We start from the raw sequence: 16,261 nt of genomic DNA on the forward strand, positions 1-16,261 counted from the left end.
AAGTGGGAGCCTCGCTATGACTGAAAGGGGTTTTCCTTCATAAAATCCCTTAAAATCTGGATGGATAGAGATGAGGAACTCGGTCATCAAACATAGGAACTGCTCTTCTTACCTGTTTTACAAGATCAAAATCCATAGTTGTCTGTAATGTCTCCTCGTTTTCTTCTGTTCCACGCACGATAATATCTCCATTCGGATTAACCACCATTGATGTCCCACAAAATGTTACACCGTCATATGAACCAACACGATTTGCAGAGACTACATAGAGTTGGTTTTCTATAGCCCGTGCTATGTGTAATGGAGTCCAATGACTTAGACGAGGGGTAGGCCATTCTGCTAAAACGTGTAAAACTTCTGCACCTTGCACAGCAAGTGGTCGGATTATTTCTGGAAAACGTAAATCATAACAAATTACCATCCCCATTTTCACACCATCTAACTCAAACACGTCTGGTGCTTTTTTTCCACCTGTTAAGTATTTATGTTCATTCAACATTGGCACTAAATGTATTTTGTCATACTGATATACTAGTTCTCCTCGTCGATTAAGAACAAGTGCCGTATTATAAATTTTCCCATTTACTTTATTCGCTACAGAACCTCCAATTATATTAACATTTAGTTTTTTCGAAAGCTCTCCTAAAAAGCCTTTCGTCGGTTCTGCCTCATGGTCGGCTATTTTTTGTAAATCATTTAACGTGTAGGCAGTAGTCCACATTTCTGGCAGGACTATTGTGTCAGGATTGTTTTTTGCTACTTCCTGTTCCATCCATGCTTTTACCTTTTGACGGTTCTTCTCTGGATTTCCAGGTATGACATCCATTTGATAGATTGAATATTTCATCGTTCCCCCTCCTGTTATCAAACTATTTTCTTTCTGCACCGCAGCATTTATGGGTAATGGTTAGTACAAGCTGAATTACTCACTGTTATAATAGTTGATTCCATCATACAACTAGCGTATAGAAGGTGTAAATATATTTTAAAAAATAAATTAATTGTTTCATAAAATTAAACACTTATTGTGCCAACTCCCATCTGAAACACTGGCCAGATAGCTTTTTTTAGTGGCGCGTGTCATATGAAACACAATTTTTTTTCTGACTTTTTAGCGAATTCGTGTTATAGTAAGAAAAAGTATGTTTTCGTAAGGAAAGGCATAAAAAAGTTGGCCTCATCACTTTATAGGAAAGGCCACGTCCAGCTTCGAGCGATTGACGTCCTAGTACTGGCGTTGTCACAGGACGTGACGATTTTAGCCAGTGAGAGCGATTGACGTCCTTGTGCCAATAGACATAAGGAAGCACGAGTTTTCATCGGCCAGCGCCTACCCCCGCGATGTCATAAGTCAATCCACATTACGCGCAAAAGCTGCCACGTCGAGGCTTGGCTTATGCTTGGCAGGTAAGAAAGAAAACGTTCTTACTGCATAAGTGCAACTAAGGCTTTTGCCACTTGGCGACAAGCCAAGTTTTCTAATCGGGGGTGATCAAGGCGCTTCTAGCTTTTGTTCCACGTTAGGAAAGTATAAAATTTTAGCTTAGAAGTAGACTCGACGTTGCTAAAATTTTAATGTCCCAAGTATAAGAAAACGAACACATTCGCTAAAAGGCGAGCGAATGCGAGTTTTTCTAAGTCATTGGGGTGGAGAGGGGTACTTAATTAGTGCCCAGTCTATCCATATAGATGTAGTAGAATGGAAATAAGGGAGTCCTCTTCATGCAGTCACAGTCTGGGTTACGGTTAGTAGAATCACTAGTTATTGCAGCGATTGGTGGTTATGTATTTAGTTTAGTAAATGTACCACTACCATGGGTACTAGGAGCACTTACATTTGTCATGGTTTGGCAGGGGATAACTGATCGAAAGGCTTTTGTTCCCATTGCAGTTAGTAATGGCGGATTTATTGTTCTCGGTATTTATTTTGGGTTGTATTTTACGACGGAAACATTTCAAACCGTTGCACCTTATATCCTTCCATATATTTTCATAACGTTTATTTTAATCGCAGCATGTATCTTTTTTGGGCTAATTGTCACGAAATGGATTGATGTGGACCAAGTAACCAGTGTTTTTTCGTTAATTCCTGGTGGTCTGTCGGAAATGGCGATTGCCTCGGAATCACTGGGTGCCAAGGTTTCGCTTGTTGTTATTTTTCAAACAATACGACTGATTGCCGTTCTCTTTACGATTCCACCTGTTATGACCTTTATTTTCTCAGGGGATGCACAAGCTGGTGTAGGACAAGTGGTAAATGAAGTTTCAAGTGGTGGCATGTGGAGTTATTTGTGGTTTATTTTACCAGTTGCAGTAGCTGTGTTGATTCGCCACAAAATTCCTGCTGGGATCATTATTGGTGCACTCGGTGTAACAGCTCTTTTGAATGTTAGTCCTGCTGAGTTAGCGCAAATTCCATCTCCTTTAATGAATGCTGCTCAAGTTGCGGTTGGTGCTGGACTTGGGAAAAATATTTTGTTTAAGGATTTAAAAATCGGCGGTAAATATTGTTTGATCTATTTCGTTATTGCAATGTTAGTGATTAGTGTTTCCTTTGGATTAGGATATATGCTGGCACAATTTACGGTATTAAATAATGCGACTGCCATTTTAGCCATTGCACCTGGTGGCTTCTTTGAAATGGTGTTAACCGCCTATAATATTGGTGGGGACCCTGCTATCGTTAGTGCATTGCAGCTAGTCCGAATCCTACTAATTGTGATGGTTGTTCCTTCCTTTTTGAAATGGTGGTTTACACGAGGATCAAGACGAAGTGTAACGGCAGTAAGAGGAGAAGGTTAATGAAAAAAAGGCGGCTCTATTAGTATTGCCGCCGCCGTATAACCTACTCCATTATTTTTACCTACCGTAGCTCGGAAAAAAACGGTACAATGATAATTCCCGCTACGAGTAGGAACATAACGAATGAGCCAATTTTACTGTTATCCATCCATAGTTTAATTGCAAATCCAACTGAATATAGGCACATTATCGTGATTATCGACCATATTATGATTGTCATGTTACATTAACTCCTTCTTTAAGGAATTTTTCGACTAATCGCAGTAACCCCTACCTAAACGCCTTACATACCCGTATAACCAATCACTCCCGTTCAAATTCAATCCTCACGCAATTTTTCCATATCTGGTACTTCCCCTTGTCTACCAAAAGTACCTAACCGGACATCAACGGAAACAGAGATATCCATCTCTGGATATGTTTTCATCCAATCAAATTTCTCATATTCGGGAATCGTTAAAAAATGTTTTCGAGCATGCAATGACCAAGCAAATGGGTCTCCTTTAAACTCATCCTGTGTTTTTGTGATTAATTTCTCGAACTTTTTTTCAAAACGATTTTTGAATGTCTTCTTAAGCTTTTCTCTATTTTCTGGGTTTCTTGGGTATTCTGCCATACTATGATTGGTCAGTACGTCTACTTTTAAGGGAACGGTAACATCGATTGTTGGCGTTTCCCTTTTTAAATCCATTTGCATATCAAGTTTTCCTTCTTTGTTTAGTTTTATTCCAAGTTGGTAATCTTCATTAAATGGATCAGGTAAGGTGGTATAAATATCACGCGCTTCCATGGTATCGTTTAATAAATAGGAAAGTCGTGTTTGTTCTGCTGTAAGGGCACCAATCATTTTCCCCTCTTTAAAAATGGCCGAGCCTGCAAATTGTGACGTATTTGTTTCCCCTTCATAATAAAATTCACCTGCTTTAAATCTGTCCTGATCCTCTCCTTGTTTTGGTCTTTCGGGTTTTTCCGTTGATCCATAAAAGGATAAAAATAAACTACTATCTGCCTCTGTCTTTCGGAAGAAGGTTAAAAGATCTGATACGGTCAATGTACCTATTTCGTTCCCACGTTCAAAGATCAAATTAAAATATTGATGTGGTCGGGTTTCTATACTTGGTTGCGTATTTTGAATGAAGGTGGCAGCATTCTCTTTTGACACCAACAACTTGGCGTTTCTTCTAATATCTTCTCCTTTTGTGGCATCATACATCCATCTAATGAATCTGTCATCACGTGCGAGTTCTTCCGAAACAATGATGACATTTAAGAGGTCATACGTTACCTCTTTTGCAACAACGGTATTTGCTAAATTTGTAGCAGTAAGAAAGTCATCTACTTCAAATGTAATAGTTTCTCTGGGTGGCTCGTCACTAGCACTACCTTGTGCCTGTATCCCAGCTTCTGGGTTAGAAATAAGATAGGTTAACCTTATACTACCTTCATCGGTTTCCGATTTATCAATGCCTATTGCTACGACATATGCACTTAGCTCCACTTCTCTTTGATCCCAGCACCCAGTAAGGAATAGTAGCATGCTAATCAGTAAAATAACTTTATTTTTTATTCGTGTTGTCCGCATGTTTCAAGTCTCCTTTAAGCTTTGCCATCATCCATAATAAAATAGGCAACATGAAAAAGACTGGTGTTGAAAACTTAAGGATGGCCTCTCTTAGTTGAAATATAGCAAAAGTCGGACTTTCTGGAATTAAGCCTACAAGTACAATAAGGGTAGCAAATGTAGGGATGACATATTCAAATTCCTCAATCTTAAATAACCAACCAAATAGCATGGCACTAAGATACAAATAAGCAGCAAAACGAACAAAGGATGCAATTAACCAAAATGGGAAGAAGAACGATTCGACCCTTCCGAAAATGCCAATTTGAATAAAGCGAATAAGCTCATGAAAGGGGTAATTTAATTGTTCAACAGATACATAATCAAATAGGACCAAGTAACCTATCATTGTAATAGTGAGTTGTACGACAATAACAATAAAGGCAATCCATGTTCCTTTTTTGAAATCCTTTTTGCTTTTCACAAAAGGTACAAGCAGAAATAAATAAAGGATATCAAAATAAATAGAAAGTCTAAAGGAGCTTTCTTTCACAACTTCCCACCCACCTGGACCTAAGATGGGAGTGAGAAAAGCATATTCTCCTTGTGTCAACGTTAAAACCAATATCACGAATAAGATGAATTGCAAATAAGGAAAAACTGCCCAAGCAACAGACCCAATTTGTTCTAATCCCCTTTTGGCTCCATAGGCACATACCATCATTAAAACACCATACGAGACAATGGTGGGGGTGTTAGTGAAATACATGGTTCCAATAATATCTGTATAGATTGCCGTATCGACGGTAAGCGCACCAAATGAAATGATCCATAATATAAATAAGACAACATAACCAAGGTATTTCCCAAATAAATGGGTAATGACTTCTATTAAATTCTTATTTTCGTAACTTAAGACGACCCGCATTAATAAATAGGTGAGAATGAGTGCAATGAATCCATTGATTAATGGACCCATCCATCCAGCATTTCGTAGGTTATCAAACAAAATTGCAGGTGTATCATCTGTAAGTTTTGTACCAACCATGAGAATCATGATTGCTAGGTATTCTTTTATACCGATTTTCTCTTGTGATTGGCCCATGTGAAAACTCCCTATTGCTTTTTCATATCTTTCGGTTTTAGGTAACCAGGACGGTAAAACTCATTCCTTAATAATCTCCGAAAAACAGTATCCCCAGATGAAATATATTTTGGTGAGAGAGGGGATAAGTATGGAACCCCAAATGATTTGATGGACACTAAATAAAATAGTCCAATGGTAAATAAGGCAGCCATCCCATATATGCCAAAGAATGCAGCCGAAAGTACTAATAAAAAACGGCATAAACGGATAGCAAAGTTCATGCTTATATCGGCAATTGCAAATGAACTGAGCCCACCTAAAGCAACAACGATGACAACAATCGGGCTGACAATATTGGCTTGTACGGCCGCTTGACCTAAGATAAGGGCACCAACTATCCCAATGGTTGGTCCAATCGGGCTTGGCACGCGCAAACCGGCTTCCCGAATTAATTCAAACGCAATTTCCATGATGATGATTTCAATCGCTGCGGGGAATGGCACTTTTTCCCGGGATGCTGCGATGGCCAGGAGTAAATCAGGTGGTATCATTTCCGCATGAAAAGTTACGATCGAAATGTAAATTGCTGAGCTAAATAGTGTAATAAACATGGCAGCTATACGTAACATTCTTGTGAAATTACCGTAAAGAAATCGCAAATAATGATCTTCAGATGAGTGATAAAAGGACCAAAAGGTTGCTGGTAAAATCAATGCATCTGGTGAATTGTCCATGAGTAAGACGATGTAGCCATCTTCAGCAAAGGATGCAGCTCGGTCTGGTCTTTCTGTATATAGAATGGTTGGAAAAACGGATCTTGGCCGTTCTTCAATCCGTTGCTCTAGTAGGCCTAGGTTTTGTAATACATCGGTATTTAAGCTCTTTATCCTATTTCGTACATTATCAACAAGTTTGTCATTGGCTAAGTCCTTTACATAAACCATATATACCTCATTTTTCGATCGTACAGAGGCGGTGGTGGATTCCACTACTAAATTTTCATTTTTAATTTTTTTCCTTATTAGCGATATGTTGGTAAATACCATTTCATTAAATGCTTCTTTTGGTCCTTTAACGAGAGACTCGTTCTGTGATTTTTCAACTCCTCTACCTTCAAAACTAGAAACATTAAAAATCTGCGCTTGTTCTTCGCCATCAATCAATAGAGCAGCGTTCCCAGAATTGATTTTGGATAAAATCTTCTTTATCTGACTTTCTGTTGCGACAGTTTGAACAGAGACAATGTCTTTGATTGATTTTGATTCAGCACTATTTTCAATTAGTGGTCTAATAATATGCTGTTCTATTATATTTGTATCTGTAATGGTACTAATAAAAATAACAGTGGCCTTTTTATTGAGACCGCCGATATGTAATTCCCGAATTTTGACATCCTGATTATCTGGATAGGAGTAAATGGATTGAAACGTTTGCGTATTTTTTTGTAATTTTTTACCAATATCCTGTTCCTTTTGTTTAATGTCTTCTTTTGATGATTCCTCTGAATAAGGCGGAACACTTTTATAGGCTTTACGGAGAAATTTTCCGATCATGTCATACCACACTCCTAAACCAATTTCCCTTACCTTTCCACGAAAAACAAAAAATATGTAGTGCTGTGTGGTGCCTGTCACTCCCCGAATTTTGTCGAACCATCATTTAGATTGTTGAAAAATATTAGAAAATTATTAAAAAGTAGTTGACAAGAGCAACTTTCACAATTAAAATAAAATTCAATTACTGAAAAAAAGGAAAATGGCGAATATGAAAAAAAACATCCAGGAGATCAAGCAATTCAACCGGTTTTACGTCAGAATGATGGGACTTCTTTCCCTCTACAATGATAAGAGTCCTTATTCAGCTACAGAAGCGATGATTTTGTTTCAGATTCATGCAACCGAGAATTGTACAGCTTCTTTTCTGTCGGAGTATTATTTGTTCGATAAAGGGTATATAAGCCGTATCATTAAAAAATTTGAAAGAAAAGGCCTGATCGAAAAAATACCTTCGACAGAAGATCGTCGTTTGCAATATTTAGTAATGACAGAGAAAGGAGAGAAAGAACTTCATGACTTAGAAAAAAACGCAGACAAAAGTGTAGAAAAAATGATTGCTGGCATCTCAGAAGAAGATATAGGAGTCGTGATTCAGTCAATGAAACAAATTGAATCCGCTTTACAAAAAAATGATGAATAAAAAGGGTGGTAACAATGAAAAAGTACTTAGTCCTATTAATGACCATTGGCTTATTAGTAGTCATGGCAGCTTGTACTGAAGGAACAGCTGGAGGAGATGACGGCACAAGCAGTGATGGATCAGGCAGTGATGATGGTGGCGAAAAGGATAGTCTTGTAATTGGATTTGAATCTGATGCCGCTACTCTAATTGCTAATAATGATGTTAACTATGTAACGGATACACAGATTCGTAATATTTATGATCCGTTAATTGAACGAGATGCACAAAATGGTGACTTAGTTCCCGTATTAGCAGAGGATTGGGAGAATGTTGATGAATTAACATGGCGCCTTACCCTAAAAGAGGGAGTAAAATTCCATAATGGTGCCGATTTTAATGCCGAGTCTGTTAAATTCAGCATCGACTATATTTTGGACGAGGCCAATAACTCTGCTTACCGTTCTAGATGGGTAAATGTAGAAGAAGTAATTGTACTTTCAGACTATGAAGTAGAAATTAAAACATCTGAGCCATTTCCAAGTTTATTAGATCGTATTACAGAAGATTTATTGATTATGGAACCTGGGTATGTGGAAGAAGTCGGGACAGAGCAAGCCGCGAAAGAACCAATTGGTACTGGAGCCTATCAATTTGTGGAATGGTCACGCGATAACTATTTACAATTGGAAGCATTTGAAGATCATTGGAGAGGCGAACCGTCTATTAAAAACTTAGAATTTCGTTACATTCCAGAATTTAGTTCTAGAATGTCAGCATTCTTAAGTGGTGAAATTGATCTATTCAAAAACATTCCAGTTGATTCTGTAGAGGAAATTGAAAGCTCAGACAATGCGAAGATTGAAGAAGTATCATCTTCCCGTATTAACTACTTAACATTAAACACCTTCCATGATGGACCATTACAAGATGTGAAAGTCCGTCAAGCGATTAATTATGCTGTAGATGTTGATGAATTACTAGAATCTGTTTTAAACGGCTATGGTACAAAAATGACAGGTCCTTTAGCTGAAATCAATTCTGGTTATGTTGAAACAGATGACTATGGATATGATCCAGATAAAGCAGTTGAGTTAATTGAAGAAGCAGGTTATGATCCAGAATCAATGACCTTATCCTTAGATACACCAAATGGTCGTTATCCAATGGATTCTCACGTTGCACAAGGAATTGCAGCACAATTATCTGAAATTGGGATTGAAGTAGAAGTACAAGTGAATGAGTGGGGGAACCACCTAGAACGCATTCAAAATCGTGAAATGGGTGACATGTTTATCCTTGGTTGGGGTCCAGCATTCACACCACAATCAACCATTGAAAACCTATTTACAGAAAACGCTCCATACAGTAGTTTCCATGATCCAGAAATCGAAGAACGCATCCACGAAGTAAATACAACATTTGACGATGAAGAGAGAATGGAAGGATATGCAGAGTTGCAACATGTGTTAGTGGAACAAGCAGCATGGGTACCGCTTTGGCAACAAGCTGATTTATATGCAGTACGTGGAGATTTGAATTTCAATCCACGTGTTGATGAGAAATTCCAAGTACATGAAATGTCTTGGGAATAAGAAATACGGAATACATGGAGGAGAGGCTGAATAACCTCTCCTCTAAAAATTAAGAACATTAGGGATATGGATAGAAAGGGGAGTTCCTTTCATGCTGGATTTTATCATTAAACGGTTCTTACAGGTCATCGTGGTTGTTTTCTTAGCATTAACCGTCGTCTTTTTCCTTATACGACTAGCAGGGGATCCAACGACATTATTTTTACCACCAGATGCACCAAGAGAACAGATTGAAGAATACCGCGAATTACTTGGATATAATCGACCGCTTTATGTCCAGTACGGTGATTTTGTGTCTAGTGCCGTCCAAGGTGATTTCGGGGAATCATTACGAAGTCAAGAAGATGCATTAGGAATTGTACTTAGTCGATTACCAGCAACATTCCAATTGGCGATTTCAGCTTTAGTTCTAGCACTGTTAATTGCAATTCCATTAGGTGTGTTGTCCGCATATAAACGAAATACGGTGTTTGACCGAATTGGTGTAGGACTTACTGTGGTTGGACAAGCTGTACCTAGTTTTTGGCTCGGGTTATTATTAATCTTTTTCTTTGCCGCACAATTAAAGGTATTGCCATCAGGTGGTGGTGGGACACCAGTACATATGATACTCCCAACCTTAACCTTAGCAGCTTATAGTGTGGCGCGTTTTACCCGTTTCACAAGGTCCGCCATGTTGGATGTATTAAGAAAAGATTATATTCGAACGGCAAAAGCATCAGGTGTTCCAACGATGCGTCTGATCATGCGTTATGCATTACGTAACTCACTAATTCCTATCATTACATTAGTGGCATTAGATTTAGGTGTTTTGCTAGGTGGCGCGGTTATTACAGAAGTAGTATTCTCATGGCCTGGCGTTGGTAGGTTATTAATGCAATCGTTAATGAATCGTGACTTCCCAATTGTGCTTGCTGGCGTATTCATTATTGCTTTAATCTACGCCATTATTAATTTTGTTGCTGATATATTGTATGCATATGTAAATCCGCAAATACGAGTGAAGTAGGTGAAAAATATGGCTTCTAGTCTTCCGCAAGGTGAACAAGCGCTAGATCAATCAGTAAAGCCGAAACAACCTTCTAAAATAGCAGAATTCTTTTCCAATCTATCAAGAAGTTGGACTGGAATGTTAGGATTTTCAATCATTATCTTGCTAGTACTTCTCAGTATATTTGGTCCATGGATTACTCCGTATGATCCAGAACATGCTGAATTTGGTAAAAAGTTATTGCCACCAATGACAGATGGCCATTTATTGGGAACCGATCAGCTCGGTAGAGATATCTTCTCTCGTATTATTATGGGAGCCAGGGTATCGGTGATTATCGGGGTTGCAACTGTCTGTATTGCCGGCTTAATTGGAACCATTGTTGGTATTATTGCCGGTTATTTTAGAGGGTGGATCGATATTGTATTAATGCGTATTGTAGATGTTCAGTTAAGCTTTCCATTTATCTTATTGGTACTTGTTATCAATGCAATTATTGGAACTGGTTTACGGAACATTATCATTTCACTTGCGATTGGTGGTTGGGTTATTTTTGCCCGTGTTATCCGAAGTGAAGTGCTTGCATTACGTGAAAAAGAATTTATTACATCCTGTATTGCAACAGGAGTATCGCGTCTTGAAATTCTCGTCAAACATATTGTGCCAAATCTATTTACACCTATGATTATTCTAGCATCCTTGCAAATTGGCACGTATATCATTGCAGAGGCATCTATCAGTTTCCTAGGCTTTGGTGTGCAACCGCCAACACCAGCATGGGGCAATATGTTAAATGAAGGAAAAGACTATATTTTTAGCTCCTGGTGGTTAATTACATTTCCTGGAATAGCCATTGTGTTAACAGCACTTGGGGTTAACCTGTTTGGGGACTGGCTACGAGATACGTTAGACCCTGAATTAAAAGGAGAATGATTGGAGGAGAAGTAGAGATGTCTGATGCGATCCTTGAAGTGAAAAATTTAAAAATTCAATTTAAAAGTGGAAAAGAGACCGTTCAACCGATTCGAGGTGTCGATTTCACCTTAAAAAAAGGAGAAACATTAGGTGTTGTGGGAGAGTCAGGCAGTGGAAAAAGTGTTACTTCCCTTGCAGTGATGGGACTTCTCCCTGAGACGTCGAGTGAAATTGTGGATGGAGAAATAAACTTTAATGGGAAAGATTTAACGAAAATGAAAGAAAAGCAGTTTCGTAAAATTAGAGGAAACGAGATTTCGATGATTTTCCAAGAACCAATGACATCGTTAAATCCTGTTTTTACCATTGGGCAGCAGTTGAGTGAACCACTAAGACAGCATCGGAACATGTCTAAAAAAGAGATCGAAAAAGAGATCATTGATGTCTTAAATCAAGTTGGAATTCCACGTGCGGAACAAATTATAAATGAATATCCACACCAATTATCTGGTGGGATGCGCCAACGTGTGATGATTTCACTAGCCTTACTATGCCAGCCAGAGTTGATGATTGCCGATGAACCAACCACAGCCCTAGATGTTACGATTCAGGCACAAATTTTGGAATTAATGAAAGATATAAAAGATAAAAACGATATGAGTCTACTATTAATTACCCATGATTTAGGTGTTGTAGCCGAAATGTGCGACCGTGTCGTTGTTATGTATGCGGGTGAAATTGTGGAGGTTGCTGAAATTAATGAATTATTTGATGAACCACGACACCCATATACACGCGGGTTGATCGATTCCATGCCAACCCAGAATGCGCGAAAAGAACGATTGTATTCCATTAGTGGACAGGTACCAAAACCAAACGAAATTACAAAAGGGTGTGTCTTTGCCAACCGGTGTCCGCTCGCTTTTGATAAGTGCTTTGAGGAAGCACCCCCTGTCTTTGAAAAAGGTGATCACATTAGTAAATGCTGGCTTCAAGATTCAAAAGAGGGGGAGGTGGTGTAAATGGTAGAAGAAGCATTACTACAAGTGAAACACTTAAAAAAGTATTACGAGATTCCACAAGGCTTGTTTAAAAAGGACATTATAGTGCGTGCAGTAGATGATGTTAGTTTTACCGTCAATCGTGGCGAAACTTTTGCACTTGTTGGGGAATCAGGATGTGGAAAATCAACTACTGGAAAAACCATTTTGCGCTTAACAGACCCAACAGAAGGACAAGTTATTTTCAATGGAACAGATGTTGCTGGATTGGAATATAACGAGATGCGATCATTGCGCAAACAATTGCAAATGGTGTTTCAAGACCCATATGCATCCTTAAATCCAAAGAAAACGATCAAGCAAATTTTAATGGAGCCATTACGTGTTCATAATCAATTTGATGAAAAAGATCGGCTTCAAAAAATCAAGGATATGCTTGAGATTGTTGGGTTAAGCAAGGATTACTTAGATCGATATCCACACGAGTTTTCTGGTGGTCAGCGCCAGCGTATCGGGATTGCACGAGCCGTTATCTTACAGCCCGATTTTATTGTGGCAGACGAACCTGTATCGGCATTGGATGTGTCAGTACAATCGCAGGTAATTAACCTAATGCTAGATTTGCAGAAAGAATTTGGGTTAACGTATTTATTTATTTCCCATGACTTAAGTGTCATCGAACATATGACAGATCGTGTTGCGGTGATGTACTTGGGGAAAATCGTGGAGGTTGCCGATACCGAAACATTGTTTAAAGATCCGAAACATCCATATACACAAGCATTGATTTCTGCGGTACCAATTTCGCATCCAGCTGAGAACAAGGAACGCGTTATTTTAAAAGGGGATGTACCAAGTCCGGCAAATCCACCATCAGGGTGTGCATTCCATACGAGATGTCCGTTTGCAATGGATATCTGTCGTCAAGTAGCACCAGAAACAAAAACATTTAGCGATGGGCATACGGCAAGTTGCCATTTATATACAAAATCAGAGGAGGAACAAAAATATGTTACTAGCGATTCCAAATGAAGAATTTATAGCACGTCAGGAGAAATTTTTTGCAAAGTTAAGTGAGAAAAATGTGGATGCAGCAGTTGTGTTTTCTGTGACTGACATTTTCTATTTAACAGGATTTCACTTCCATGCAACTGAGCGTCCAATGGGGATTTTAATAGACCCAAATCAGAAAGTGCATTTATTTGTACCTGCATTAGAGCATGAGCATGCTGAGCAATATGGTGCCATTGATTTTGTCCATTCGTATCCAGAATATCCGGGTACCACTCATCCAATGGAATACTTTAAAAATGTCATGAAGGAAAATGGTTTTGAAGGAAAAACGATCGGCTATGATTCGATTGGATATGGCTCTCCAAATGGATATCGTGGACCAACAATCGATACATTAATTGATGGAAAAGACTTTGTTTCCATTCATGGGTTAGTGGAAGAAATGCGATTTATTAAATCATCTAATGAAATCGAATTGATTAAAGAGTCTTGCCGATGGGGTAACTTGGCTCATCGTCTATTGCAAAAATATACAAAGGCGGGCTTGAGTGAGATTGAAGTTACTAGTAAGGCATCAAATGAAGCAACAATGGCGATGATTGAGACATTAGGTCCTGATTATAAGCCACACGGGAAAACAGCGTACGCCATTTACCGTGGACAAATTGGACCAGAATCTGCTTTTCCACATGCGGTAACGCAAAATGCGATCTTTAAAAAAGGTGATACATTGGTAACAGGTGCAGCATCTGATGTGTTTGGTTATCATAGTGAGTTAGAAAGAACGATGTTTGTAGAAGAAGTTTCAAAAGAGCAGGAAAAATACTTCAACTATATGTATGAAGCACAAGATGTTGCTTTTTCAGCAATTAAACCTGGTGCGACATATGCTTCTGTAGAGGAAAAAGTGCAAGCATACTTTAAACAAGAAGGAATTACAGAGTTAACGAAACACCACACAGGCCATAACATTGGATTATTAGGCCATGAAGCACCATTCTTTGATTTAGGAGATCAAACAGTGATTGAGCCTGGCATGGTCGTTACCGTTGAACCTGGTATTTATGTAAGAGGTCTAGGTGGCTTCAGACATTCGGATACCGTATTAGTAACAGAAGATGGCATCGAAATGCTTACTTATTACCCAAGAGACTTAGCATCCCTTATTTGCTAATTAATGATGGAGTGCTTGGCAGTATCCTCTGCCAAGCGCTTCTTTTTGGTGCCTGTCACCACCCGAATTTTGTCGAAAAAATGGTTAAAGAGAGGACAGTGAGAGTAAATGAAGTTGTTTATTTCAGCAGATATTGAAGGAATTGCAGGTGTTGCTACAATTCAGCAATTGAAAACAAATGGAGAGTATCAACGCTTTCGTAAGTTGATGACAAGTGAAGTGAATGCAGCGATTCGTGGTGCATTTACTGGAGGAGCAGATGAAGTGGTGGTAGCAGATGGACATGGAAATATGTCTAATATCATTATTGAAGAGTTGGACAAGCGTGCTCGACTGGTTTCTGGGAATAACCGAGTGATGGCACAACTTGAGGGTTTGGATGATTCGTTCGATGGAATCATTTTTATTGGACACCATGGTCGTGAAGGGGATTCGGACGCTGTTATTTCACATACATTAGCAGGGATTTGTGTGAATGAAATGAAGATCAATGGAAGGATCGTTGGTGAAACCGAAATGAATGGAATGGTTGCAGGTGCATATGGCGTTCCTTCTTTATTTATTAGTGGAGATGACATCTATGTAGATGAGGTGAAAGAAACTTTGCCAAACGTGGAGTCTGTTGTCACGAAATTTGCACGTAACCGAATTGCGGCTGAACTCATTCATCCTGAGGTAGTACAACAGGAAATTCAGGAAAAAGTGGAGGGAGTTGTTAGACGTATTGCAGATTTTAAACCATTTATAGTGGATGGACCCGTCACATTTGAAGTGGATTTTAAAGGGCCACAGCAAGCGCAAATGACATCGACAATTCCTAGTGTAGAAATGCTAACACCAACACGGATTACCTTTACATGTGAAGATATAGTTACAGCTTATAAACAGATGTGGGCATGTGTCATCATTGCCATTGCTTGTACCAATGGAGTAACAGGAAGCGTGAATGCTTAAGGTGCCTGTCACCACCCGAATTTTGTCGAATAATATTCCAATGTGAAAGGATGAGGGAATGTGTTTGCAACGATTAATGGAACGAAACTTTTTTATGATGTTGATGGTGCTGGTGTAGTGGTTCGAGATGGCGAATTAGTGGAAAAACCAGTCGTGTTTGTCATTCATGGCGGTCCTGGTGGTTCTCATTTGAGTTTTAAATCTCATTTAGATGATTTAACTAGGGGTGCGCAACTCGTTTATGTCGATCAGCGTGGATGTGGTTTTTCAGCAGAAGGAGATCCAGATACATATACATTTCGTCAAAATGTAGAGGATTTAGAGACATTACGCAAACACCTTGGAGTGGAGAAAGTGTGGATATTAGGTCACTCCTATGGTGGAATGGTAGCCATGCAATATGCACTGACCTATCAGGAAAATTTGGCAGGGTTATTATTAGTAACAACCTCTCCTTCTTATCGATTTATGGAAAAGGCAAAAAAGTTCATTGAAGAAAATGGCAATGAAGATCAACAATATTATGCCAATAAGCTTTGGAATGGGGATTTTCAATCAGAAGAGGAATTGCAGAAGTATTATGAAGCGATGAGTCCACTTTACTCGGTTACGGCACAACGAAACGAAGCAGCAAATGGTAAAAAAGTGAATGCTAAACGTTCTTATCAGGCGTTAAACAAAGGGTTTGGTGGTTTTCTGCGTACGTACGACATTGTGGATCAACTGCCGATGATCAAGGTTCCTACTTTGATCATAGCAGGTCGCCATGACTGGATTACCCCTGTTAGTGAAAATGAATCAATCCATGAAGGTATCCCAAATAGTAAATTTCATATTTTAGAAGACAGCAGCCATAGTGTATTTGTGGACCAGCATGAAGAAACCCTGTCCCTCATCCGAGAATTTTTAGGTGCCTGTCACCACCCGAATTTTGTCGAATGAGGTTGATCTTCTTTACTTCATTATTATGTTGAATTATCTTTATATTAAGG

The 16,261-nt window shown here is 38.9% G+C and carries 14 protein-coding genes; 10 read left to right on the top strand and 4 right to left on the bottom strand.

All coding sequences use genetic code 11. The features are described from left to right. Positions 1-49: 49 nt before the first annotated feature. Positions 50-847 carry a carbon-nitrogen family hydrolase gene (locus GHC26_RS02760; RefSeq protein WP_163969703.1) on the bottom strand — a complete coding sequence of 266 codons (798 nt, stop codon included), beginning with the start codon at positions 845-847 and terminating at the stop codon, positions 50-52. Positions 848-1,722: 875 nt separating this feature from the next. Here GHC26_RS02760 and GHC26_RS02765 point away from each other — a divergent pair. Next, on the top strand, positions 1,723-2,802 hold the full coding sequence (locus GHC26_RS02765) for an AbrB family transcriptional regulator (protein WP_163969704.1): 1,080 nt from the start codon (positions 1,723-1,725) through the stop codon (positions 2,800-2,802). Between the two features lie 319 nt (positions 2,803-3,121). On the opposite strand, the gene GHC26_RS02770 is transcribed toward GHC26_RS02765, so the two are convergent. From GHC26_RS02770 to GHC26_RS02780, 3 genes are read right to left on the bottom strand one after another with little or no spacing between them, the layout of a single operon-like run. Continuing rightward, the gene (locus tag GHC26_RS02770; RefSeq protein ID WP_163969705.1) at positions 3,122-4,384 is read right to left on the bottom strand and encodes a Ger(x)C family spore germination protein; all 1,263 of its coding nucleotides are present in this window, start codon (positions 4,382-4,384) and stop codon (positions 3,122-3,124) included. Then, positions 4,359-5,468, bottom strand: a complete 1,110-nt coding sequence (locus GHC26_RS02775) for a GerAB/ArcD/ProY family transporter (RefSeq protein ID WP_163969706.1) — start codon at positions 5,466-5,468, stop codon at positions 4,359-4,361. Before GHC26_RS02775 ends, GHC26_RS02770 begins: the two co-directional genes overlap by 26 nt. An 11-nt stretch (positions 5,469-5,479) precedes the next feature. Next, positions 5,480-7,003: a spore germination protein gene (locus GHC26_RS02780; RefSeq protein ID WP_163969707.1), complete on the bottom strand. Its 1,524-nt coding sequence runs from the start codon at positions 7,001-7,003 to the stop codon at positions 5,480-5,482. A 211-nt stretch (positions 7,004-7,214) separates the two neighbouring features. Between GHC26_RS02780 and GHC26_RS02785 the strand changes: the two genes are divergently transcribed. The 9 genes from GHC26_RS02785 to GHC26_RS02825 all read left to right on the top strand — a co-directional run bounded on the left by GHC26_RS02785 (position 7,215) and on the right by GHC26_RS02825 (position 16,211). Further along, the gene (locus tag GHC26_RS02785) at positions 7,215-7,646 is read left to right on the top strand and encodes a MarR family winged helix-turn-helix transcriptional regulator (RefSeq protein WP_163969708.1); all 432 of its coding nucleotides are present in this window, start codon (positions 7,215-7,217) and stop codon (positions 7,644-7,646) included. Positions 7,647-7,660: 14 nt separating this feature from the next. Next, entirely contained in the window at positions 7,661-9,220 is a 1,560-nt protein-coding gene (locus GHC26_RS02790) for an ABC transporter substrate-binding protein (protein WP_163969709.1), read from the top strand. 91 nt (positions 9,221-9,311) lie between these two features. Continuing rightward, entirely contained in the window at positions 9,312-10,229 is a 918-nt protein-coding gene (locus GHC26_RS02795; protein ID WP_163969710.1) for an ABC transporter permease, read from the top strand. A gap of 9 nt (positions 10,230-10,238) precedes the next feature. Then, complete coding sequence (locus GHC26_RS02800) at positions 10,239-11,144, top strand: ABC transporter permease (RefSeq protein WP_163969711.1); 906 nt, start codon at positions 10,239-10,241, stop codon at positions 11,142-11,144. Positions 11,145-11,161: 17 nt separating this feature from the next. Continuing rightward, positions 11,162-12,148, top strand: a complete 987-nt coding sequence (locus GHC26_RS02805) for an ABC transporter ATP-binding protein (protein ID WP_163969712.1) — start codon at positions 11,162-11,164, stop codon at positions 12,146-12,148. Further along, entirely contained in the window at positions 12,149-13,159 is a 1,011-nt protein-coding gene (locus GHC26_RS02810) for an ABC transporter ATP-binding protein (RefSeq protein ID WP_163969713.1), read from the top strand. Continuing rightward, positions 13,137-14,315 (top strand): M24 family metallopeptidase, encoded by a 1,179-nt coding sequence (locus tag GHC26_RS02815; RefSeq protein WP_163969714.1) that lies wholly within the window; start codon positions 13,137-13,139, stop codon positions 14,313-14,315. Before GHC26_RS02810 ends, GHC26_RS02815 begins: the two co-directional genes overlap by 23 nt. 108 nt (positions 14,316-14,423) lie before the next feature. After that, positions 14,424-15,269, top strand: coding sequence for a M55 family metallopeptidase (locus GHC26_RS02820; RefSeq protein ID WP_163969715.1), 846 nt, complete (start codon positions 14,424-14,426; stop codon positions 15,267-15,269). 60 nt (positions 15,270-15,329) lie between these two features. Then, positions 15,330-16,211 (top strand): alpha/beta fold hydrolase, encoded by an 882-nt coding sequence (locus tag GHC26_RS02825; protein ID WP_163969716.1) that lies wholly within the window; start codon positions 15,330-15,332, stop codon positions 16,209-16,211. The last annotated feature ends 50 nt before the right edge of the window (positions 16,212-16,261 follow it).

The sequence above is a fragment of the Oceanobacillus halotolerans genome (genome assembly GCF_010993955.1).
Lineage (GTDB): Bacteria > Bacillota > Bacilli > Bacillales > Amphibacillaceae > Oceanibacillus_A > Oceanibacillus_A halotolerans.

What these genes read in the sequence shown, in the direction of transcription:
- GHC26_RS02760 (WP_163969703.1), bottom strand. Translation starts at nt 847, where the DNA reads ATGAAATATTCAATCTATCAAATGGATGTCATACCTGGAAATCCAGAG.
- GHC26_RS02765 (WP_163969704.1), top strand. Translation starts at nt 1,723, where the DNA reads ATGCAGTCACAGTCTGGGTTACGGTTAGTAGAATCACTAGTTATTGCA.
- GHC26_RS02770 (WP_163969705.1), bottom strand. Translation starts at nt 4,384, where the DNA reads ATGCGGACAACACGAATAAAAAATAAAGTTATTTTACTGATTAGCATG.
- GHC26_RS02775 (WP_163969706.1), bottom strand. Translation starts at nt 5,468, where the DNA reads ATGGGCCAATCACAAGAGAAAATCGGTATAAAAGAATACCTAGCAATC.
- GHC26_RS02780 (WP_163969707.1), bottom strand. Translation starts at nt 7,003, where the DNA reads ATGATCGGAAAATTTCTCCGTAAAGCCTATAAAAGTGTTCCGCCTTAT.
- GHC26_RS02785 (WP_163969708.1), top strand. Translation starts at nt 7,215, where the DNA reads ATGAAAAAAAACATCCAGGAGATCAAGCAATTCAACCGGTTTTACGTC.
- GHC26_RS02790 (WP_163969709.1), top strand. Translation starts at nt 7,661, where the DNA reads ATGAAAAAGTACTTAGTCCTATTAATGACCATTGGCTTATTAGTAGTC.
- GHC26_RS02795 (WP_163969710.1), top strand. Translation starts at nt 9,312, where the DNA reads ATGCTGGATTTTATCATTAAACGGTTCTTACAGGTCATCGTGGTTGTT.
- GHC26_RS02800 (WP_163969711.1), top strand. Translation starts at nt 10,239, where the DNA reads ATGGCTTCTAGTCTTCCGCAAGGTGAACAAGCGCTAGATCAATCAGTA.
- GHC26_RS02805 (WP_163969712.1), top strand. Translation starts at nt 11,162, where the DNA reads ATGTCTGATGCGATCCTTGAAGTGAAAAATTTAAAAATTCAATTTAAA.
- GHC26_RS02810 (WP_163969713.1), top strand. Translation starts at nt 12,149, where the DNA reads ATGGTAGAAGAAGCATTACTACAAGTGAAACACTTAAAAAAGTATTAC.
- GHC26_RS02815 (WP_163969714.1), top strand. Translation starts at nt 13,137, where the DNA reads ATGTTACTAGCGATTCCAAATGAAGAATTTATAGCACGTCAGGAGAAA.
- GHC26_RS02820 (WP_163969715.1), top strand. Translation starts at nt 14,424, where the DNA reads ATGAAGTTGTTTATTTCAGCAGATATTGAAGGAATTGCAGGTGTTGCT.